The following is an 18,887-nucleotide window of genomic DNA, read 5'->3' on the forward strand; positions in this document are numbered from 1 at the left end:
CTTTCCGCGAGCGGGGTCGAGCTGCTTCCCTCGCTTCGTTACTGTCGCTTCGCTTTCGTACAGAAAACATCCGCTCAGTCCATTTTCTATCGTATATTAAAAGAGATTATGCATCAGGGACTCCTCCAAGTAGACCATCTATTTATGGATTCTACGCATGTGAAAGCGAGTGCGAATAAACGGAAGTATGATAAAAAGGTCGTGCGAAAAGAAACACGTGCTTATGAAGAGAAGCTTCAATTAGAGTTAAATATGGATCGTGAAGAACAAGGAAAAAAGCCCTTTCCCCCAGAGAAGTTTGAAAAGGAAAAATGGAAAGAAATAAAGGAAAGCACGACAGATCCTGAAAGTGGCTATTACGTGAAGGGTGAACGAACGAAACACCTCCTTGAAACCGAATAAGAGAGCAACATTTCAAATGATGTTCCTTGATATAATTCTCTATGTAATATAACTATGTTTGAACAAGGAGATGGAAGCATGAGTAAGTTAACAGGGAAAATCGCTTTAGTTACAGGATCAAGTCGAGGAATTGGCCGCAGTATTGCACTGCGTCTGGCACAAGAGGGAGCCTTTGTCGTCGTCCATTACGGGAAAAGACGTAATGAGGCAGAAGCAGTTGTTCACCAGATCAAACAAAGTGGAGGAAATGCTTGCGTGATTGGTGCTGACCTTAGTACCTTAGATGGTATTCAAAATTTATTTACTACTTTGGATGATACTATTCGGGAATATATGGGCGGTGGCGGATTCGATATTCTTGTCAACAATGCTGGAATTGGTCAAATTATCAGTTTAGAAGAGACGACGGAAGAATCATTTGATGAGGTAATGAAGATTAATGTTAAAGCACCACTTTTTGTTACTCAGCAAGCTTTGCCACGTTTAAAAGATGGAGGACGTATTATTAATATTTCATCTTTTGTGACTCGTGCAGCCTCGCCAAGTGTCTTTACGTACAGTATATCCAAAGGTGCTATCGACACATTTACGCGACTTCTAGCCAAACAGCTAGGGAGCCGTAATATTACGGTAAACGCCATCCAGCCTGGAATTATTAATACAGAAATGAATGCTGATACTTTGGAAAACCTGGAAGGACAAAAATATGCTGCTGGTCTTTCAATTTTCAACAGATGGGGTGAACCCGAGGATGTGGCAGATATTGCCGCCTTTCTTGCTTCCTCAGACAGCCGTTGGGTAACAGGTCAGTTGCTTGATGCAAGTGGAGGATCTCATCTATAACAAATTTATAAGGAACTTCAAATGAAGTGACTCCAAAAAGTTAGACACATATTTTAAGCAGTTACTGAGGAATGAACTCTGTATTGGGCAGGTCTCATTCCTTTTTGCGATAAATTTCTCAACACGTATTGTTTCTGTACTTGCATTGTTATTTACTTTTGCACAAAAAAGTAAACCGCCCCTGCCTCGCCAGCATGTGAGAGGGTTTACTTTCATCACTTGGCAAATCGCCTTTGAAGCGATTCGTATTTATTAATATACATGGATAAACGTTTTTTTTAATATTGTAAATTTAATAACTCTGGATAGAAACAACGAGTAAAAGAGTTCAGCTATTTAAGAAGTATATTTAAAAATGCTTATTAGTTAAATGAAAGAGGAGCCCTCATTGATATATAAGAACATTGTCAATATAACAATTCTTTTTCAATAGCTTAATTTCAAAGCTTTCAATATCCCCTCTGATTACGTTACTTATCTTTAATACCACCGAACTTATTATATTTTTTCTAATCAAGATTGTTTAATTTTAAAAATTATGAAAGCATAGTAGTAATTTAAATAATGGGAAGAACCCGCTTCAAAAATCACTATTTGTCGTAACTATTTTGTTATGGCTACTTGATGGTGTTTTGAAGCGGGTTCTTTCATTTTATTAAAATCTTTTTCAGGAATGAGGGGACTAACTAATGACCTTCGGGAGTTTGATAGATCCTCTAAAAATAGTAAAATTAGAGTATACAAGAATCTAATTCATTTGGAGGGAATAAATATGAAACGTGGTACTTTTAGAAAGAACTCAAACAAATTATTACTTGCGACTTTAGCTCTAGCTGTGGCGACTCCCGTGTATGCTATATCTGCTACTTATACTGTTGCAGAAGCGGCAACGAAAACGACATTTAAAGATGTCCCTAAATCGCATTGGGCATATGAGTCAATTAAACAAGTAGCAGAAAAAGGGCTTGTGGCAGGCTACAGTGACGGTACATACAAACCATCTGCACAGGTAACACGAGCAGAGTTTGCAACATTCCTATCACGCGTATACGACGGAAACGACCGTACACCATCTAAATTTTCAGATGTTGGAGCTTCACATTGGGCAAATGACGCTATTCAAGAAGGACTAGCAGTTGGATTCATTAAAGCTAGTGATTTCTCAAATAACAAATTTGAACCAAACAAAGCAATGACTCGCGGTGAAATGTCTCGTTGGTTAGCAAATGGTTTAGCACATGCGAACGCTGATTATGGTAAAGCGATTGAAGAAATGGCAAATTCAAGCCTTACAATTATTCCGATCCCAGAATTTTATGGTGGAGGGGTTAATAAGAAGGATCTTCCGTATATCGGGGTAGCACTTGGTACTGGATTACTTTCAGGTTATGAGGATTTCACATTCAAGCCAAATGGCAATACAACACGTGCCGAGGTAGCAACCATCCTTATCCGCTTCATGGATGCAATGAAGAAAGCACCTTCCGACTTCACAGGGTTAAAAGAACTTCGTGAGGTTTCTGAAACAGGAACAAACATTTTAACTATTTCTAACTTCAAGAAATCAAAATATGGTGGATATGAAGATATTCTTGGTAAACCTCATACGTATTTAAATAACACAGGTGTCGCTACAATTGAACATGCCATTTTTGTAGATACAACAGGCACTAAACCAAAAGGTATTTTTAAAGATATGTTTGTTAATGAAAAAGGTGAAGATAAAATTCTACTGAATAAAGGGATTTATGCAATCTACTATGAATACACATTCAAGCCAAGTAGAGACGTAAGTGTTCAAAGTGTTAGCAATGGATCTAATCTGCACTTTGCTTCAAACCTATTGGTAGATAAAAGTAAAATTGCGCTGTTTAATTTATCATCCCCAAAAAGTACATCTAAAAATGAATTTTTAAAGGGTGAAACATATCGCTATTGGGCATCTAACGGAGTATTGCCTAAACCTGGTGAAATGTTTGGTAGCAGAACAGATGATGATAGCATGTTCTATTATGAACTGAAATAGGAGTTGATAATTTAATTGAAACTATTAAAAAAAGGTACGATTGTGATCGTATCTTTCTATAGGTCTTTGCATGGCGGTAGGGAAATATAGGGATTTTAAAAAACTTAACGAGTTTATAAACAATTTATTTCGAAGCATACACAAGGAAGAAAAATAAAAAGTAGAGCGACATAAACACGCTCTACTAAAGATTCTTCTGTAAAAATGCCTTGGTGCGGTCGTTTTGTGGGTTTGTAAAAAAGTTGTCTGGATGATTAGATTCAATGATCTGACCATCATCCATAAAGACGACTTTGTTCGCTACCTCACGCGCAAAGCCCATTTCATGTGTGACGACAATCATCGTCATGTGGTCTTCAGCTAAGCTTTTCATGACCTTTAAGACTTCTCCTGTCAGTTCAGGGTCTAGGGCAGAGGTTGGTTCGTCAAATAATAAAATTTGAGGATTCATCATCAAGGCACGGGCAATGGCTACACGCTGCTTTTGACCCCCAGATAGATTGGCAGGATAGGCCTTTGCTTTGTCGGCAAGTCCAATTTTCTGCAGTAAATCCTGACAGCGGCTCGTAATAGCCTCCGCTGATTCTGTTTTTAATAAGCTCGGCGCCATTTCGAGGTTTTGCTGGACTGTTAAGTGGGGAAACAGATTGAAGTGTTGAAAGACCATCCCCATTTTAGCTGTTATCGCTTTGATGTGCTGTGGCTTAGCATATTGACCGTTTTGAACAAGAAAATCGCCATCAATCACTATACTGCCACCTTCAATTTCTTCTAAATGTATTAAGCTGCGAAGCATGGTACTTTTCCCAGATCCAGACGGGCCGATGACAGCAATGACATCGTTTTTCTCCACTGTAAATGTAATTTGTTTCAGCACTTCCACCTGATCAAAAGATTTCTTTAAGTTTGTTACTTGCATCAATGCCATATGTGTCACCTCTATTCAAATGTAAAACGTTTTTCAAGCCATTTAAAGAACATCGTCAAGACAAGCGTCATAACTAAATAAATAGCACCCGCGATAAAGAACGGCGTAATCGTGAAGTCACGATTTACGGCTGTTTGCGCAAAATGGAGTAATTCAGGCACAGCTACTGCATAGAGTAGGGCTGTATCCTTAATAAGTGTAACGGATTCATTTGATAATGCGGGTAATGCGACGCGGAACATTTGTGGCAAAATTACACGCGTCGTCGTTTGCCACTTGGATAAGCCAAGTACCTGAGCTGCCTCATATTGTCCTTTATCAATGGCAAGAAGACCGCCACGGAATATTTCTGCAAAGTAGGCAGCATAATTTAAAATAAAGCCAAGGCAAGCGGCCACAAAACGATCAAGTACTAAGTATTCACCGATTACTGGCAGCATAGGTAAACCAAAGCAAATTAATAATAATTGTAGTAATAGTGGTGTACCACGCATGATATAAATATACGTATGTGCAAGCCAAGAGATTGGTTGAATGCGACTTTTTACTGCGAGTGTTAGTAAAAAGCCTAATGGAATCGAAACCAGAATAGCGATGAAAAACAGTAACACTGTCGTTTTCGCACCTTCTAGCATCGGCCATATCATAGTTTGCCAGTAATCCGCCATAAAGATGTCCCTCCAAAAAGAGTAAGAGTTTCACAAAGGAAACTCTTACAAATGATGTGTCCTGTCATTACTTTAATACTTTGTCTTCACCGAACCATTTGGTAGAAATTTCAGCAGCTGTACCATCTTCGTTCATTTTGTCTAATGCGGCTTGTAATTTTTCCAGTAGGGCTTCATTGCCTGGTTTCACGCCAATTCCATACTGTTCTGGTGCAAGTGATTCCTCTAATAATTTAAATGTATCAGGCTCCTGTGTCATATAATATTCTGCAACAACCGCATCGATAACAACGGCATCAACACGACCTGTTTTTAAGTCGGATAAAGCTAAAACATTATCCGCAAACTCTGTAATTTTTTTCACTTCTTTATGAATTGGATGCCCGTTTAGTGCATCTGCCGCAGAAGAAAGAGATTGAATACCTACTTCTTGTCCAGCTAAATCACTTAGTTTCAAAATCTTTGAATCTGCTTTTGTCATGACAACTTGAGCGTTTTCAAGATAAGGCTTTGTAAATAGTACTTTTTCTTTACGCTCATCTGTAATGGTATAACCGTTCCAAATTAAATCAATTCGCCCACTTAGTAATTCTGCCTCTTTTGTTTTCCAATCGATTGGTTGAAATTCTGCTTCGACGCCCATATGCTCAGCTGCCGCACGGGCTAAATCGATATCGAACCCAACGATGTTGTTCTTGTCATCACGGAAGCCCATTGGCGCAAATTTATCGTCAATGCCAATAATCATTTTTTCTACATCAGCAGCTTTTTCATCTTTCTTTGCTGCATTTTCTTTCGATGTACCACACGCTGCTAAAACGATCACAGCTGTCAGCATCATGAATAAAGTCAATACTCGTTTCATTTTGTTTCCCCCTATAATCTATCGCTTTCGTTTGCTAAACTACTAATGTGTTAAAGGATATCATCGTGATCTAACAATGTCAATATCGTTTTGGATTAATCAGAAAGTTAGCTGCATTTCCTAGCATTTTTTGAATGAAGCTTATTTTCATAAAAAGTTTGAATAGGGGGAATAGTAAACAACGGAAGAAAAGGGGAAAAGAAAACGAGACTGTACATGATGGACAGTCCCATGAAATAGGATTAAGTATTTTTACTTTGAATTGCTTTTCGAGCCAAAGCATCGGCAGCTTTATTTTGTGAGTCGGGCACCCATTTAATAAAGAATAAATCAAAGCTAGTGGCTAGTGCTAAAGCTTTTTCAAGATAAGGTTTAAATGCCTCGTTTTTAACATATTCTTTTTCCATAGAAGCGACAACGATTTTAGAATCCGAGCGTACGGATACTAGTGTTGAGCCTAGCTTTTGTGCTTCTTCAAGACCGCGAACTAGTGCAGTGAATTCAGCGATATGATTATTTGTTTCGCCAATATACTCACTAATTTGGATATGATGGCCTTCACCTTTAATAAATAGCCCGATCCCACTTGGACCAGGATTTCCTGCACTGGCAGCGTCTATATAAACTTCTAACATACCATCCCTACTTTGCAATGTGACTTCTCTATAATTGTACAACAAGGATCAGAATCATAGTCTGTAAAAAATGGAACAAACAAAATAGTTGCTTGTTCAAATTGAACGCTTCATAATAATAAGAAGTGAATTTTGGACGTGAAAGGAGCGGGGGCTCAACATGGATAAAGTGACGGTTATGAGGGATATTGACGAACTGCATGATACGTATTGTGCGGATTGCTTGGTGATTAAGCAATTACGTAAAGAACGTGGTAAACCAGGAGCTCACCGTTTCTGTATTGAGGCGTGTTCAGTTGGAGAAAAGTTACAGTTTTTGGGAGAAGAGCTTTTGAAAGTGTATAGTAAATAAAATACGAACCTCATGAGAAAAAGCTACATTGATTAGCAATCCGCTGGTCAATGTAGCTTCTTTCATTATTACTTTTATTTTGTTTCAGCATAACTGCTTAGGTCTTGATAATATTTTGTCAGAGACGAAGCAGAAATATCAAAAGTTGCAGCAATTTCCTTTACGGTCATGGATAGGGACTCGAATAGCTCTTTTTCCTGACCATAACGAATCGCACCAGCTGCAATAGCCGCTTCTTTGCGAGCAGTCGGTTGTCCTTCGATTAAATAGTCCTCTAAAAGTTCAAGCATCGGAGCTGATTCACGCTCATTTTGCTCTAAGAAATCTTTTACTTGTGTCAGGACATTGCTTTCGAAGTTTGAAAACTCCTCACCTTTATAGCCATTCGATACTAATAGTTCCCAGAATGTTAGATGCTCTTCTTTTAAGAATGAGCTTACCTTCTTCTCGGATGCCTCATAGTTTTTCTTAAATTCTTCAAATACTTTTGCATGATCCTCAGGGAAGAAAATTAGGGTAGACACAGCTAAATAATGTGTCGATTTCTTCGTTCCATCTGGTAAGATAAAGGCAAATACATGCATACCTTCAGGAATCGGTTTATTATTTTCACGACGAATAGAAAGCTCTTCATTCGTAAGTAAATGATTAGCCTTGAAATATTTTTCCTCAACAACAGACACCGTACCAATAAATAAAGCCGGCTGAGACCAGTCTTCAAGTACCTTGACAGTAGATGGTCTTACTGCCTTTTTCTTCGTTTTCTTTAAATAACTTTTCCAAATAGATGGTTCTTGATGGAAGAAAAAGTCGTCTAAAGCGATTGCTTCAATGAGCTCACGCTGTAGCACACTCTCTAATTTAGGCTGCCATGTGCCGACATGCTCAATATATGCACGAACATCTTTACGTTCGGGATATTCTAAGTAAAAAGTTTGTAGCACACGCTCTAATTCTTCGATTTGTACTGTTTCCACTGTTACTTGCTGTTTGCCTTCACAACATTTTTTATATTTTTTGCCGCTACCGCATGGGCATGGATCATTACGTTTTACCATAATTAGAACACTTCCTTTAATAATTGTTAATCGTATATTGCTAAATAATTTGCGTACTCTTAATAATAACGGTACTTTTGTATGAAGAAAAATGATTGTCTATTTTGAAATATCTAAAAAATGTAGAGGGACGCCCTGATTCTATTATATGTACGTATTTTTCCACTTAGAACTAAAAAAAGAAAACGATCTGCACCTTTAGCATGCAGGACCGTTTTCTTGCTAGATTATTGCTGAACCGCTTCAATTTCCAAAGTTAGGCGTTCAAGCTCATCAATCAAATGACCGATATAGGCAATCGTATCACGAAGCGGTTGGTCTGTTGTAATATCGACACCAGCCATTTGTGCTAACTCTACTGGTGATTTTGTGCCACCAGCCTGTAAGACAGCTAACCATTCTTCAACAGCTGTGTCACCCTCTTTTAAAATACGTTGAGACACTTGTGTAGAGATAGTTAACCCAGCACTATATGTGTATGGGTAAAGACCCATATAATAGTGAGGTTGACGCATCCATGTAAGTTCTGCACCTTCAGAAATGTCGACTGTATCACCCCAGAAATCTTCTAGCACAGAGCGTTTTAATTGATTTAAAATTGTTGCATTAACAGCTTCACCAGCATCAATTAATTCATACACTTTACGTTGATAGGCTGCTTCTAGTAAATGAGTGACAAAGTTATGATAATACGTTTTCGACACAATATTTGAAATCACCCAACGTTTAAACCGTAAATCATCGTTATGTGTTAGTAAATAATTCGCTAACAGCATTTCATTCATTGTTGATGGTGCTTCAATAAAGTATAGAGAAGGTCGGCTATTAAGATAAGATTGATGTTCATGCGTATTCGCAAAATGCCCTGCATGACCAAGCTCATGAATAAGAGTAAAGACTTCATTCATGCGTTCGTTCCATGACATTAAAATATAAGGATGGCTACCATACGGACTTGAGCAAAATGCCCCTGTAGATTTTCCTTTGTTTGGTGCATAGTCAATCCAACGTTCATTGAAGGCTCTATCCATTAAATGATTATAGTCTTCCCCCATAACAGCTAATGCTTTTTCAACATATTCTTTCGCCTCAGCCATCGATAATTTTGGATCATAATCAGAATCAAGCGCTATTTTTAAATCTGCAAATGTCATTTTATCGATATCGTTCGCTTTTTGAATTAAAGCTGCATAACGACGCATATGTGGGGCAAGCTCTGTCGTAATTAAATCAATTTGACGATTATAGAGCGAACGATCGACGTCCTGATCAAAGAGTAAATAATCAATGACCGAGTTAAAGCCTCGTAGGTCTGCCATTGTTTTTTCCTGCTGAATATGCGTGTTATACACTTGTGCTGTTGTATGCTGGTAATCGCGTAGCTTGCTTGAAAAGGCTTTAAAGGCAGCGCGGCGTATTTCTGTATTCGCTTCAAACTCCCAGTCATTTTCGTAAAGGACGAAGCTAAGTGGATGCTTTTCACCATTGGCTTCAAATTGACCAAAGTTCATGTCTACTAATTTCGTCGTATTGTATATTTCATATGGTGCATCGAATGTAGCACTAAATGCGGCCAATGCTTTTTCGACTTCAGGATGTAGCTGGTGAGGCTTTTGCTTTAACAGTTCCTCTAGATAACGTTTGTAAAGAGGGCTTGATGCTGCCGCTTCTTGTAAAATAGCTTCATCCAACGCTAGTAACTCACTGCGCACGAAGGAGAGAGCACTGCTTACCTTTCCAATAGCTGTAGCAAATTTTGCAGCCCGCATTTGCGCTCCATCATTTGTACGATCTGTTTCAAGGTTTAAGCTGGCATACGTGCCAATCGGAACAAACCTTTTTTGTAGCTCTTCAAAGGCAGATAGCACGTCAATAACTTTTTGTGCATCTGTAATCGTTCCTTGGTATTGCTGCTCGAAGCTAAGTGCGTCTTCCACCAATTGTGCTAAAGTAGGTTCAAAATCAGCATCATGGCTCAATAAATCTGTTAAATCCCAAGTTTCTTCTACTGCTACATCTTTTCGTAATGGTAAAACTTCCATTCATAGACACCCCTTTACATGTAAGTGATTTCATTATAACGAAACTATTTCGGAAAGTGAAATAATTTCATAGAATAGTTGCAATATTCTTAATGTAGATCGTTTGTCGAAGACATGTTTGAAATATTGTCGGGCGGGAACAATAGATGTATAGCCGACATCATTTGTTACACATATTAAAGGCTAGAACAAGACATATTGGAGGAGAAAGTGATTATGACACAAAACTTAAACAAACAATTAAATAAGCTAGTGGCTACATGGTCTGTACTTTATACAAAGCTGCACAATTATCATTGGTATGTGACAGGACACTCATTCTTTACACTGCATGCAAAATTTGAAGAGTTGTATAATGAAACAACCTTGAATTTAGATGAAATTGCAGAGCGTATTCTTTCAAAGGATGGCAAGCCAGTCGCAACATTAAAAGAACATCTAGAGCTTTCCTATGTAGAGGAGGCGGCAGGAAATGAGACGACAGAGGAAATGGTCGCTACGATAATTTCGGATTTCCAAAAGCTCATGAAAGCATTAAATGCCACAATGGAGCTAGCAGCAGAAGAAGGGGACGATCGTACAGAGGATCTACTTAACGCCATGTACCAATCTCTTGAAAAGCATACATGGATGTTAAAAGCCTTTCTTGACAAGTAAAAACGACAGTTACAGCATGTTGGAGATATTAAGTACTCTGGCATGCTTTTTTTCTGCAATTAATGCTTGATGTCAAAGCCATAACATGTATTAAGGGTTCATAACAATTATGACAGTTTGGTAAAAAGCGTTTGCTTGTGTACAGCAAGGGTAATTATCTAGTAAGCCATATAAATTAGGAGGAATTGAACATGATGAATGAACAAAACCCACAAATTGAGGTGGCCCATACGAGGGATGAAATGCTTCACATTTTAGAAAGTATGCGGTTAGAAGGTTATCAACAAGATGATATTCATATTATTGCGAAAGATTCCGAACAGTTTGAGGATGTAAAATGGGATGCTGATGTCCAAACACATGAGGCTGGTAATTGGGTGGACCAATTTAAGTCTTGGTTTACAGGTGACTCGGCTGTGACAGAGGGCTTAAAACGATTTAATCTATCAGAGGGACAAATCGCTTATTATGCACATCTTGTGGAGCAAGGTAGTATCGTCTTATATGCGGAACGTGAGGATGATGTAGATCCGCTACAAGCACATTCTGAGACAGTTGCCGAGCAAGAGGCACGTTTAAAACAGCAAGAGCGTATGATAGAGGCAGAGCAATATAGAAGGTTTTTATAATGATCAAACCAGTGAGATATGGCTCTGGCTTGCTGGTTAAAATATAGACAAAGTCGTTTTATTCGACTTTGTCTATTATTTTATTTAATATTGTTGTCCTTTAAATCCCATATCTATATTTAGCAATGTTATCCTTCGCATTTAAAATCGAAAGTATCGGGTCACTTGTAGGCTTTTCAAATGGCTGCTTAAACAGGTTATGAGGCATAGTATGTAAATGGCTAGCTTCTTTATTGTCATGGCTTTGTTTAGTTTCCATCAGGAGTACTCTTTGTCCATTTGGTTTAACAAGATATTGACGCACATAGCCATTTTCGTGTCTGATTTCAATTTTCGATTTGTTCTTTTTGGCGTCTTCCTCTTCACTGCCATCCACATATTTGAGTAAATCCAATAGGTTTTCTGTTTTAATAGGTTGATTGACCTTAGCTGGTAAATAGTATGATGCATTTCGGGGTTGAATTTGCATAGATGACTCTCCTCCAATTAGTTTCTGTAAAAAATAGACTGTATAGTAAACTATTTTACATGTAGTGATGCTATAAATTCAATACATAGTAGAAAAGGAAGCTTGAGATATAACTCTCAGCTTCCTTTTTCATTCGTAAATGAAGTGACATGACACACTATTTTATTGTATGACTTTTTCCTGTGCTTCTTTTTTAATAAAACGTAACGCATGAAAGTGCTCTAATTGAGCCACTAAATTACCAATAAGGATAAAGCTACCGCCAATCACTAATTTCACTGTTAAACTTTCACCAATAAACATCATGGCAAACATGGCTGCAAAAATTGGTTCTAATGAAAAAATAAGTCCTGTATGTGTAGCAGAAGTATACTGTTGTGCAACAGTTTGCCCAACAAAGCAAAATGCACTACAAATGATACCGAGCCCTAAAATAGCCAGCCAGGATGACATTGAATTTGGCAATGTCGGTGTTTCAAATATAAATGTTAAGACAAGGGCATAGATACCAGCAAAGCCGAGCTGATAAATTCCGTATGAAATGGATTCAACATTTCGTGTAAATGAGCTATTCAGTAGTAAATAAATGGAATAGCATAGTGCTGCAATGGCTACTAATAAATCCCCTTTATGGAAGGTGAATGAGCCATGTGCTGTTAAGACTGTAATACCAATCATCGTGCAAATGACCGCAAAGCTAACGGCTCTCGATGGTAATTTTTTTTCAATGAAACTGCTGAAAATCGGCACTAATACTACGGTGAGGCTTAAAATAAAGCCTGCATTTGAGGCAGAAGTAGACTGTAAACCAAATAAACTTAACGCGAACACAATGAATAATAAAAATCCTTGAATAGCCGCATATTTTAATGTTTTACCATTTACTTTGATCATCCGTTTATAAAAAATAAGTCCTGCTACGAAAAATGCAATGATACAACGCAATGCCACCACATTATAAACTGCCAATGTTTCAAGCCCCATGACCATAAAGGTATAAGATAGTCCCCAAAACATTGTGACAATAACCATCAATACATTTGCTTTTCCTTGGATACTCATTATGTTCACCTACCATCTGTGTACTAAAACAGTTTTTATACTAAAATTTACTATATATCTTGTATTGTGATTAGTAAAACGAATGTTTATAATGAATAGGATTAAAAAAATTCATGTATATAGAGGGATGACGGATGAGCTTAGTTAAATATGAGATTTTAACAAAGGTGGCAGAGGTAGCAAGCTTTACAAAAGCAGCGGATGCACTAGGACTAACGCAGTCTGCTGTGAGCCATGCCGTGTCTAGTTTAGAAAAAGAATTTGGCTTTGCTCTCATTCATCGAAGTCGTGCAGGTGTAACACTGACGAGTGAGGGGCAGACCATGCTAAGGGCGATGCGTCAGGTTCTGGATGCCCAGGAATTATTGCAGCAGGAAGCGGCCCATATACTGGGTGTAACACGCGGGAAAGTTCGAATTGGCGTTATTTCAAGTATTTCCTCGAATTGGATGCCAGAAATTGTTCGTATTATGGATCATCAATTTCCAGGGATACAAGTAGAGTTACGAGAGGGAGATTATTACGAAATTGAACAATGGCTGCTAAGTGGGGAAGTCGAAGTAGGATTCTTGAATGGTCAAAAATCAGAGCAATATCAATTTATGGAATTACAACAAGACCCTTTATTATGTATTGTTTCAGATAAAAGCCCTTTATTTCATAAGACAGAAATTGATATTGTTGACCTAGAAGATATGCCTTTTATCATGACTTCCTATAAAGGGACAAATGATGTAAAGGTACTGTTGGAGCAATATCATGTAAAGCCCCATATTCGCTTTGAGCTTTCTGAGGAGGTAGGGATTCTTTCAATGATTTCCCATCATTTGGGCATTAGTATTTTGCCTCAATTGGTCATTCAACATTTACCATCAACGTTAAAAGCAATCCCGCTAAAGCAAGGAGGCTACCGTACCATTGGAATTGCGATGAAGCACCATGCTTCCCCTGTTACCAAGAAATTTGCGGAAATATTAAGTGCTTGGTTAAAAGAGCAAAATAGTACGCTATGATTGTGGCTATTGAAGCACATCCTTACATTACGTTAAAATAGTATTTGTATATATTGTAGAAAATAGGTGAGTGTATGGGGACATTACAAGGCAAAACCGTACTCATTACAAGTGGGGGAACACTTGAAAAATGGGATCGTGTACGAGGGCACACGAATTTATCAAAAGGGACAATGGGCTGTTATTTAGCAGAGGCCGCATTGGCTAAGGGTGCGAATGTAATATATATGCATGGCTACTTTGCACAGCTTCCAGCAAACCACGACAAAATGACATTGGTAAAATTTGAAGGTATTGAGGATTTAGGAGAAAAGGTACGTCATGCGGTTCAGCTACAACAAGTCGATATTGTCATTATGGCTGCTGCTGGCTCCGATTGGGTTATTGACAAGGTCTATGATCAATCCGGTAATTTAATGGAGGAAGCGGGGAAAATGCCTTCTGACGAACCACCTATTATCCATTTTAAAAAGGCACCAAAAGTATTAGGGCAAATCAAGGGCTGGCAACCGAATGTAACGCTAGTAGGCTTTAAGCTAGAAGCTACAAATGATGAGGATTTTTTACTCGCTCGTGCAAGACTGCGTATGGAAGCCGCGCATGCTCAATTTATGGTTGCAAATAGCTCGCAGTCTTTATATGGCGGGGATGAGCCTCATTGGATCGTGCCTGCTGAGGGACAACCAATTAAGGTGATGGGCAAGCAACAGACAGCGCAAACTTTAATGGAATGTTTACATGGGGAATAACGTGATGAACTGTGGAGAAGGTCATACTTCTACACAGTTTTTTTCTTTGCCATTGTGGTTAGATAGACTGACATAGCATACAATACGATAGGATTATGAGTGAATTGTAACAGAGAGGATGCTATTACAAAGTATTCAACTAGGTTTTCTAATATTTTATATTGACATTCGGATAACAGAATTATAGAATTATTTTCAAGAAACGCAGTACTCTTATCAAGAGAGGTGGAGGGACTTGGCCCCATGAAGCCTCGGCAACCGAGAAGATAGGTGCCAAATCCAACAGATGGTGTCTGAGAGATAGGAGGGGCTATCAATCGGTTTGATGCGTTGGCCTCTTTTGTACAACTAGGAGAAGAAAGAGGGGGTGTATCGTATGGCTCAATCGGCAAAGGTAGATGATAAAAAATTAGAGGCAATTGCTAAGGCAATTCAAAATCTTGAATTTGGTGAAGTGAATATTACGATTCAAGATGGTGTGATTGTGCAAATTAATAGGCTTGAAAAGCAGAGATTTCCACAGAAGAAATAATGCTCATTTCAGTTGAACGATGTGAAAAGGCCACTAATAAGCATGGTTTCCATTGCTTACAAGTGGCTCTTTTTTATGGAAATTAGCTATAAAAGCTTTTTGGAATTGGACCGATATGACGACGATGATAGAGAAGGGGTTCTTTTTGAGAATTTGTAATGTCTAGCACTTGCCCAATAAAAATAGTATGATCGCCTGCATCTATTTGCTGAAATGATTTACATTGTAAAATAGCTGCTGTATCATGTAAAATCGGTAGCCCAAAAGTAGAAGTAGACCATTTAGCTTGAGCAAAGCGATCCGGGACTTTACTTGCAAATAATGTACATAAATGCTCTTGATTACTCGCTAAAATATTGACAGCGAATTTTTCCGCACCCATAAAGTAAGAATGGAGCTGAGATTTTTTATCAAGTGACCATAAAATAAGTAGTGGGTCAATGGAAACAGATGCAAAAGAATTGACTGTTAAGCCAATTGGATTCGTTTCATGACATGCTGTCACAACCGTTACACCTGTAGGATAGTTACCTAATGCCAATTTAAAAGCAGCTACTTGATCTGTCATTCAAATCACCTCTTTATAGTTAGTCATAAATTAGTTAACGGAGTTAGTAGGTAAATTGCACTTTTTTTCATACCATATAGTAACTCCTTTTCTTAAGTAAATTTTAAATCAATTAAACATCCAGGTAAAGCTAATGGGGGAAAGAAAGGGGAATTGCCATGACTTTATATTTTGATCATCTGGTACATCAAGTAGAATCACCAGAAAATATAAAGGTTTTCTTCAATAAACGAAATGTCCGTACAGTGAACGGTGGTCAACACACGATGTGGGGGACTTATAATACGCTAAGCTATTTTGGCTTAAGCTATATTGAACAAATCGCTATTTATGATCGTGATTTATTTGAGCAAGCGGCTTTGTACCCTTATTCCCTACATTATACGTTTAAACGTGATCGTGAGCGCCAAGGATTTTCACGAATTGCCTTGCGCACCAAAAATATTGAAGACGAGGGTCAACGATTGCGTGCATTGGGCTTTGAAGTATATGGTCCCGATGCTTGTAGCCGAACAAGACCAGATGGCACGACACTAGAATGGAAGCTATTGCATTTTGGCATGCCCAATCTTTCATTGGATTTTCCATTCTTAATTGAATGGGCAGATGAAGATGAGGAACGTTTGGCACAATTAAAAGCTAGTGGTGCAATCGATGAAAACCAAGCCATCACAATGGAATCTATTCAGTTTTTTGTCAAGGATGTGGAGGAGACGGTTCAGCTTTGGCAAAAGGTATTGCAGCTACCCGATTCTGAGCAGCATGAGCAATTTGTGTCACTACAGCTACCAAATATGCGCTTGGATTTTTATGAGGAGGCGGCAGCATCTGCCATGACGCTAGGGCATTTAAAAGAAGGACCCATCGGTGTAACATTGAAAGATCCACACCGAACAAAGGAAACATTAGTTTGTCCAGGTGCTTTTTATTGGATTAATAGATAAATTAAAAATCCACTTCAATTGTTGAAGTGGATTTTTATGTGCAAACATGTCAAAAAGCGGATTGAGCACTATTCATCTACCTCATCCACTTTCAATTTTGGAGCTTATAATTTTACAACATTTGATGCCTGGGGTCCTCGATTGCCTTCCACAACATCAAATGACACCTTCTGACCTTCTTCAAGTGTACGGAAGCCTTCCTCCTGGATGCCCGTAAAATGTACAAATACATCTTCTCCATCATCACATTCAATAAAGCCATAACCCTTTTCATTATTGAACCACTTTACGATCCCCTGTTGCATAAGCATTCGCCTCCAATGCGCTTGAATGTAAAATAAAGTTAACTAAGTTGTGCTATCATTGAGAAAATGTGAAAAATTGCATTTTCTCTTAGAACATACATGAATTGAACAAAGATGTCAATTGATTGTCGAAATGCTTGTGTATCTGGCTTTCTTTTTTTTCACAATTAAGACTATAATGGAAATGAACAACATAGAAAGTAGGATGCCAAATGACAACGAAAAATCAACCATTATCAGATTTAGAAATCGCTAGTCAAGCAGTAATCAAACCGATTACGGAAATTGCCAATGCTGCGGGTATTCCAGAGGATGCTCTTGAGCAGTATGGACGCTACAAAGCAAAAATTGATCCTTTAAAAATTACAGCTCAGGGTGAGGACGCAAAGGTTGTGCTAGTTTCAGCTATTAGTCCGACACCAGCAGGTGAAGGGAAGTCGACGGTTACTGTAGGACTAGCAGATGCTCTTCATCAATTAAATAAGAAAGTAATGGTCGCTTTACGTGAACCGTCATTGGGTCCAGTTATGGGCGTAAAAGGCGGGGCAACTGGCGGCGGCTACGCACAGGTTGTACCAATGGAGGATATTAATTTACATTTCACTGGCGACCTTCATGCGATTACAACAGCCAACAATGCTTTATCCGCATTCATTGATAATCATATCCATCAAGGAAATGCATTAAACATTGATCCACGACGCATTATTTGGAAGCGTGTGATGGACTTAAATGATCGTGCCCTTCGTAAAGTGGTTGTGGGATTAGGTGGCCCTGTTCAGGGCATGCCGCGCGAGGACGGCTTTGATATTACAGTGGCCTCCGAAATTATGGCGGTGTTCTGTTTAGCGACAAGTATTGAGGATTTACGTGAACGCATAGCTAGCATTGTGGTTGGCTATACATTTGAGCGTGAGCCTGTCTTTGTACGTGATTTACAAGTAGAAGGTGCCTTAACATTATTATTGAAAGATGCCTTCAAGCCAAACTTAGTTCAAACATTAGAAGGCACTCCAGCTATTATACATGGTGGTCCATTTGCTAATATTGCCCACGGCTGTAATTCCATTATGGCGACACAAACTGCTCGCAAGCTAGCGGACATTGTCGTAACAGAAGCGGGCTTTGGCTCCGATTTAGGTGCTGAAAAATTTATGAATATTAAAGCACGTAAAGCGGGCTTTAAACCAAGTGCAGTCGTTATCGTAGCAACGATTCGTGCCTTAAAAATGCATGGTGGTGTACCGAAAACGGCACTTGTTGACGAAAATGTGAATGCCCTGCTACAAGGAATTGAAAACTTAGCTAAGCATGTTGATACGGTACGTACATTTGGTGTTGAACCGATTATTGCGTTAAATCGTTTTATTACAGACTCAGAGGCGGAGCTAGAGGCTGTTCTGAACTGGTGTCAGGAAAATCAAGTTCGTATTGCCCGTACAAATGTCTGGGAAGAGGGCGGGAAAGGCGGATTAGCACTAGCTGAACAAGTATTAGCTGTGCTTGAAGAAGAAAACAACTTCTCTCCTTTATATGATGTAACGGAGTCCATTGAAGAAAAAGTGCGTACGATTGTGCAAAAGGTATATGGCGGAAAAGATGTACAATTCACGGATCAAGCCAAAAAACAAATTGCTCAAATCGAAAAATTCGGCTGGGACTCTCTGCCAGTTTGTATGGCGAAAACACAGTATTCTTTATCCGACCAACCAAGTTTACTCGGCCGACCAGAAGGCTTTACGATCACAATTCGTGAAGTTATTCCAAAGCTTGGTGCAGGCTTCCTAGTTTGTCTGACAGGCGATATTATGACCATGCCAGGACTACCTAAAACTCCAGCTGCCCTTCGCATGAATGTTGATAATGAAGGCCATGCAGTAGGATTATTCTAATATCTTCTTTAAAGCTGCCCAACTTAAATGGGCAGCTTTTTTTAATGGATAAAGGGGAAAACTTGGTTCCTAGATGCTCTCTGCATAATTTGGAAGAGAGCTACTATTTATTTTCCGCACGACTCATCGTCTATTTACAATTCAAGGATGGCATAAATGTGAAATTTTAGTTGATTTCTTCATCTACTACATGAGTGAAAGTTCATAAAAGTTAATTTTTTTAAAAAATTTTAAGATTCTAGTGAAAA

General features: G+C 38.6%; 20 protein-coding genes, 1 pseudogene and 1 riboswitch. Of the genes and pseudogenes, 11 read left to right on the forward strand and 10 right to left on the reverse strand.

All coding sequences use genetic code 11. The features are described from left to right. Positions 1 to 75 precede the first annotated feature (75 nt). From AC6BKE_RS15690 to AC6BKE_RS15700, 3 genes and pseudogenes are all read left to right on the forward strand, one after another. Positions 76 to 381: pseudogene (locus AC6BKE_RS15690) on the forward strand (IS5/IS1182 family transposase); the annotation flags it as partial. A 99-nt stretch (positions 382 to 480) separates the two neighbouring features. Next, positions 481 to 1,245, forward strand: coding sequence for an SDR family oxidoreductase (locus tag AC6BKE_RS15695; protein ID WP_499857204.1), 765 nt, complete (start codon positions 481 to 483; stop codon positions 1,243 to 1,245). 772 nt (positions 1,246 to 2,017) lie between these two features. Beyond that, the gene (locus AC6BKE_RS15700) at positions 2,018 to 3,271 is read left to right on the forward strand and encodes an S-layer homology domain-containing protein (RefSeq protein WP_499857206.1); all 1,254 of its coding nucleotides are present in this window, start codon (positions 2,018 to 2,020) and stop codon (positions 3,269 to 3,271) included. A gap of 184 nt (positions 3,272 to 3,455) precedes the next feature. Here AC6BKE_RS15700 and AC6BKE_RS15705 read toward each other — a convergent pair whose 3' ends face one another. The 4 genes from AC6BKE_RS15705 to AC6BKE_RS15720 all read right to left on the reverse strand — a co-directional run bounded on the left by AC6BKE_RS15705 (position 3,456) and on the right by AC6BKE_RS15720 (position 6,367). Next, positions 3,456 to 4,199: an amino acid ABC transporter ATP-binding protein gene (locus AC6BKE_RS15705; RefSeq protein WP_036127795.1), complete on the reverse strand. Its 744-nt coding sequence runs from the start codon at positions 4,197 to 4,199 to the stop codon at positions 3,456 to 3,458. Between the two features lie 11 nt (positions 4,200 to 4,210). Next, entirely contained in the window at positions 4,211 to 4,867 is a 657-nt protein-coding gene (locus AC6BKE_RS15710) for an amino acid ABC transporter permease (protein ID WP_036127793.1), read from the reverse strand. Between the two features lie 67 nt (positions 4,868 to 4,934). Continuing rightward, positions 4,935 to 5,732, reverse strand: a complete 798-nt coding sequence (locus AC6BKE_RS15715; protein WP_271912904.1) for an amino acid ABC transporter substrate-binding protein — start codon at positions 5,730 to 5,732, stop codon at positions 4,935 to 4,937. Between the two features lie 242 nt (positions 5,733 to 5,974). After that, positions 5,975 to 6,367 (reverse strand): ribonuclease HI family protein, encoded by a 393-nt coding sequence (locus AC6BKE_RS15720; protein WP_271912905.1) that lies wholly within the window; start codon positions 6,365 to 6,367, stop codon positions 5,975 to 5,977. A gap of 160 nt (positions 6,368 to 6,527) precedes the next feature. On the opposite strand from AC6BKE_RS15720, the gene AC6BKE_RS15725 reads away from it, so the two are divergent. Continuing rightward, positions 6,528 to 6,719, forward strand: coding sequence for a zinc-finger domain-containing protein (locus AC6BKE_RS15725; RefSeq protein WP_036127782.1), 192 nt, complete (start codon positions 6,528 to 6,530; stop codon positions 6,717 to 6,719). Between the two features lie 74 nt (positions 6,720 to 6,793). Here the strand turns inward: AC6BKE_RS15725 and AC6BKE_RS15730 are convergent, their stop codons facing one another. After that, the gene (locus AC6BKE_RS15730) at positions 6,794 to 7,777 is read right to left on the reverse strand and encodes an SEC-C domain-containing protein (protein WP_058844684.1); all 984 of its coding nucleotides are present in this window, start codon (positions 7,775 to 7,777) and stop codon (positions 6,794 to 6,796) included. Between the two features lie 227 nt (positions 7,778 to 8,004). Continuing rightward, positions 8,005 to 9,819, reverse strand: a complete 1,815-nt coding sequence (gene pepF / locus AC6BKE_RS15735) for an oligoendopeptidase F (RefSeq protein WP_340808767.1) — start codon at positions 9,817 to 9,819, stop codon at positions 8,005 to 8,007. 216 nt (positions 9,820 to 10,035) lie between these two features. Between pepF and AC6BKE_RS15740 the strand changes: the two genes are divergently transcribed. Both AC6BKE_RS15740 and AC6BKE_RS15745 read left to right on the forward strand, forming a co-directional pair. Beyond that, positions 10,036 to 10,476 carry a Dps family protein gene (locus tag AC6BKE_RS15740; RefSeq protein WP_036122990.1) on the forward strand — a complete coding sequence of 147 codons (441 nt, stop codon included), beginning with the start codon at positions 10,036 to 10,038 and terminating at the stop codon, positions 10,474 to 10,476. Positions 10,477 to 10,667: 191 nt separating this feature from the next. Then, on the forward strand, positions 10,668 to 11,105 hold the full coding sequence (locus AC6BKE_RS15745; RefSeq protein WP_101966836.1) for a general stress protein: 438 nt from the start codon (positions 10,668 to 10,670) through the stop codon (positions 11,103 to 11,105). A gap of 100 nt (positions 11,106 to 11,205) precedes the next feature. On the opposite strand, the gene AC6BKE_RS15750 is transcribed toward AC6BKE_RS15745, so the two are convergent. Then, complete coding sequence (locus AC6BKE_RS15750; RefSeq protein ID WP_036122996.1) at positions 11,206 to 11,574, reverse strand: hypothetical protein; 369 nt, start codon at positions 11,572 to 11,574, stop codon at positions 11,206 to 11,208. 162 nt (positions 11,575 to 11,736) lie between these two features. Beyond that, entirely contained in the window at positions 11,737 to 12,636 is a 900-nt protein-coding gene (locus AC6BKE_RS15755; protein ID WP_036122999.1) for a DMT family transporter, read from the reverse strand. Positions 12,637 to 12,770: 134 nt separating this feature from the next. Here AC6BKE_RS15755 and AC6BKE_RS15760 point away from each other — a divergent pair, with 134 nt between their 5' ends. From AC6BKE_RS15760 to AC6BKE_RS15770, 3 genes are all read left to right on the forward strand, one after another. Beyond that, positions 12,771 to 13,649, forward strand: a complete 879-nt coding sequence (locus AC6BKE_RS15760) for a LysR family transcriptional regulator (protein WP_036123002.1) — start codon at positions 12,771 to 12,773, stop codon at positions 13,647 to 13,649. 74 nt (positions 13,650 to 13,723) lie between these two features. Then, a complete protein-coding gene (locus AC6BKE_RS15765) occupies positions 13,724 to 14,398 on the forward strand; it encodes a phosphopantothenoylcysteine decarboxylase domain-containing protein (protein WP_141903010.1) in 675 nt (224 codons plus the stop codon). 210 nt (positions 14,399 to 14,608) lie between these two features. Continuing rightward, positions 14,609 to 14,705: riboswitch (SAM riboswitch) on the forward strand. Positions 14,706 to 14,774: 69 nt separating this feature from the next. Next, positions 14,775 to 14,930, forward strand: coding sequence for a YezD family protein (locus tag AC6BKE_RS15770; protein ID WP_080717081.1), 156 nt, complete (start codon positions 14,775 to 14,777; stop codon positions 14,928 to 14,930). An 82-nt stretch (positions 14,931 to 15,012) separates the two neighbouring features. Here AC6BKE_RS15770 and AC6BKE_RS15775 read toward each other — a convergent pair whose 3' ends face one another. After that, positions 15,013 to 15,498: a flavin reductase family protein gene (locus AC6BKE_RS15775; protein WP_036123007.1), complete on the reverse strand. Its 486-nt coding sequence runs from the start codon at positions 15,496 to 15,498 to the stop codon at positions 15,013 to 15,015. A gap of 158 nt (positions 15,499 to 15,656) precedes the next feature. Here AC6BKE_RS15775 and AC6BKE_RS15780 point away from each other — a divergent pair, with 158 nt between their 5' ends. Beyond that, positions 15,657 to 16,442, forward strand: coding sequence for a VOC family protein (locus tag AC6BKE_RS15780; RefSeq protein ID WP_036123010.1), 786 nt, complete (start codon positions 15,657 to 15,659; stop codon positions 16,440 to 16,442). 104 nt (positions 16,443 to 16,546) lie between these two features. On the opposite strand, the gene AC6BKE_RS15785 is transcribed toward AC6BKE_RS15780, so the two are convergent. Further along, positions 16,547 to 16,747 carry a cold-shock protein gene (locus AC6BKE_RS15785; RefSeq protein ID WP_004269397.1) on the reverse strand — a complete coding sequence of 67 codons (201 nt, stop codon included), beginning with the start codon at positions 16,745 to 16,747 and terminating at the stop codon, positions 16,547 to 16,549. A 212-nt stretch (positions 16,748 to 16,959) separates the two neighbouring features. Between AC6BKE_RS15785 and AC6BKE_RS15790 the strand changes: the two genes are divergently transcribed. Beyond that, positions 16,960 to 18,639 (forward strand): formate--tetrahydrofolate ligase, encoded by a 1,680-nt coding sequence (locus tag AC6BKE_RS15790; protein ID WP_089932530.1) that lies wholly within the window; start codon positions 16,960 to 16,962, stop codon positions 18,637 to 18,639. The last annotated feature ends 248 nt before the right edge of the window (positions 18,640 to 18,887 follow it).

The organism is Lysinibacillus sp. COL-1 (assembly GCF_059814265.1).

What these genes read in the sequence shown, in the direction of transcription:
- AC6BKE_RS15705 (WP_036127795.1), bottom strand. Translation starts at nt 4,199, where the DNA reads ATGGCATTGATGCAAGTAACAAACTTAAAGAAATCTTTTGATCAGGTG.
- AC6BKE_RS15790 (WP_089932530.1), top strand. Translation starts at nt 16,960, where the DNA reads ATGACAACGAAAAATCAACCATTATCAGATTTAGAAATCGCTAGTCAA.
- AC6BKE_RS15775 (WP_036123007.1), bottom strand. Translation starts at nt 15,498, where the DNA reads ATGACAGATCAAGTAGCTGCTTTTAAATTGGCATTAGGTAACTATCCT.
- AC6BKE_RS15740 (WP_036122990.1), top strand. Translation starts at nt 10,036, where the DNA reads ATGACACAAAACTTAAACAAACAATTAAATAAGCTAGTGGCTACATGG.
- AC6BKE_RS15700 (WP_499857206.1), top strand. Translation starts at nt 2,018, where the DNA reads ATGAAACGTGGTACTTTTAGAAAGAACTCAAACAAATTATTACTTGCG.
- AC6BKE_RS15780 (WP_036123010.1), top strand. Translation starts at nt 15,657, where the DNA reads ATGACTTTATATTTTGATCATCTGGTACATCAAGTAGAATCACCAGAA.
- pepF (WP_340808767.1), bottom strand. Translation starts at nt 9,819, where the DNA reads ATGGAAGTTTTACCATTACGAAAAGATGTAGCAGTAGAAGAAACTTGG.
- AC6BKE_RS15750 (WP_036122996.1), bottom strand. Translation starts at nt 11,574, where the DNA reads ATGCAAATTCAACCCCGAAATGCATCATACTATTTACCAGCTAAGGTC.
- AC6BKE_RS15695 (WP_499857204.1), top strand. Translation starts at nt 481, where the DNA reads ATGAGTAAGTTAACAGGGAAAATCGCTTTAGTTACAGGATCAAGTCGA.
- AC6BKE_RS15715 (WP_271912904.1), bottom strand. Translation starts at nt 5,732, where the DNA reads ATGAAACGAGTATTGACTTTATTCATGATGCTGACAGCTGTGATCGTT.
- AC6BKE_RS15745 (WP_101966836.1), top strand. Translation starts at nt 10,668, where the DNA reads ATGATGAATGAACAAAACCCACAAATTGAGGTGGCCCATACGAGGGAT.
- AC6BKE_RS15720 (WP_271912905.1), bottom strand. Translation starts at nt 6,367, where the DNA reads ATGTTAGAAGTTTATATAGACGCTGCCAGTGCAGGAAATCCTGGTCCA.
- AC6BKE_RS15765 (WP_141903010.1), top strand. Translation starts at nt 13,724, where the DNA reads ATGGGGACATTACAAGGCAAAACCGTACTCATTACAAGTGGGGGAACA.
- AC6BKE_RS15730 (WP_058844684.1), bottom strand. Translation starts at nt 7,777, where the DNA reads ATGGTAAAACGTAATGATCCATGCCCATGCGGTAGCGGCAAAAAATAT.
- AC6BKE_RS15770 (WP_080717081.1), top strand. Translation starts at nt 14,775, where the DNA reads ATGGCTCAATCGGCAAAGGTAGATGATAAAAAATTAGAGGCAATTGCT.
- AC6BKE_RS15725 (WP_036127782.1), top strand. Translation starts at nt 6,528, where the DNA reads ATGGATAAAGTGACGGTTATGAGGGATATTGACGAACTGCATGATACG.
- AC6BKE_RS15755 (WP_036122999.1), bottom strand. Translation starts at nt 12,636, where the DNA reads ATGAGTATCCAAGGAAAAGCAAATGTATTGATGGTTATTGTCACAATG.
- AC6BKE_RS15710 (WP_036127793.1), bottom strand. Translation starts at nt 4,867, where the DNA reads ATGGCGGATTACTGGCAAACTATGATATGGCCGATGCTAGAAGGTGCG.
- AC6BKE_RS15760 (WP_036123002.1), top strand. Translation starts at nt 12,771, where the DNA reads ATGAGCTTAGTTAAATATGAGATTTTAACAAAGGTGGCAGAGGTAGCA.
- AC6BKE_RS15785 (WP_004269397.1), bottom strand. Translation starts at nt 16,747, where the DNA reads ATGCAACAGGGGATCGTAAAGTGGTTCAATAATGAAAAGGGTTATGGC.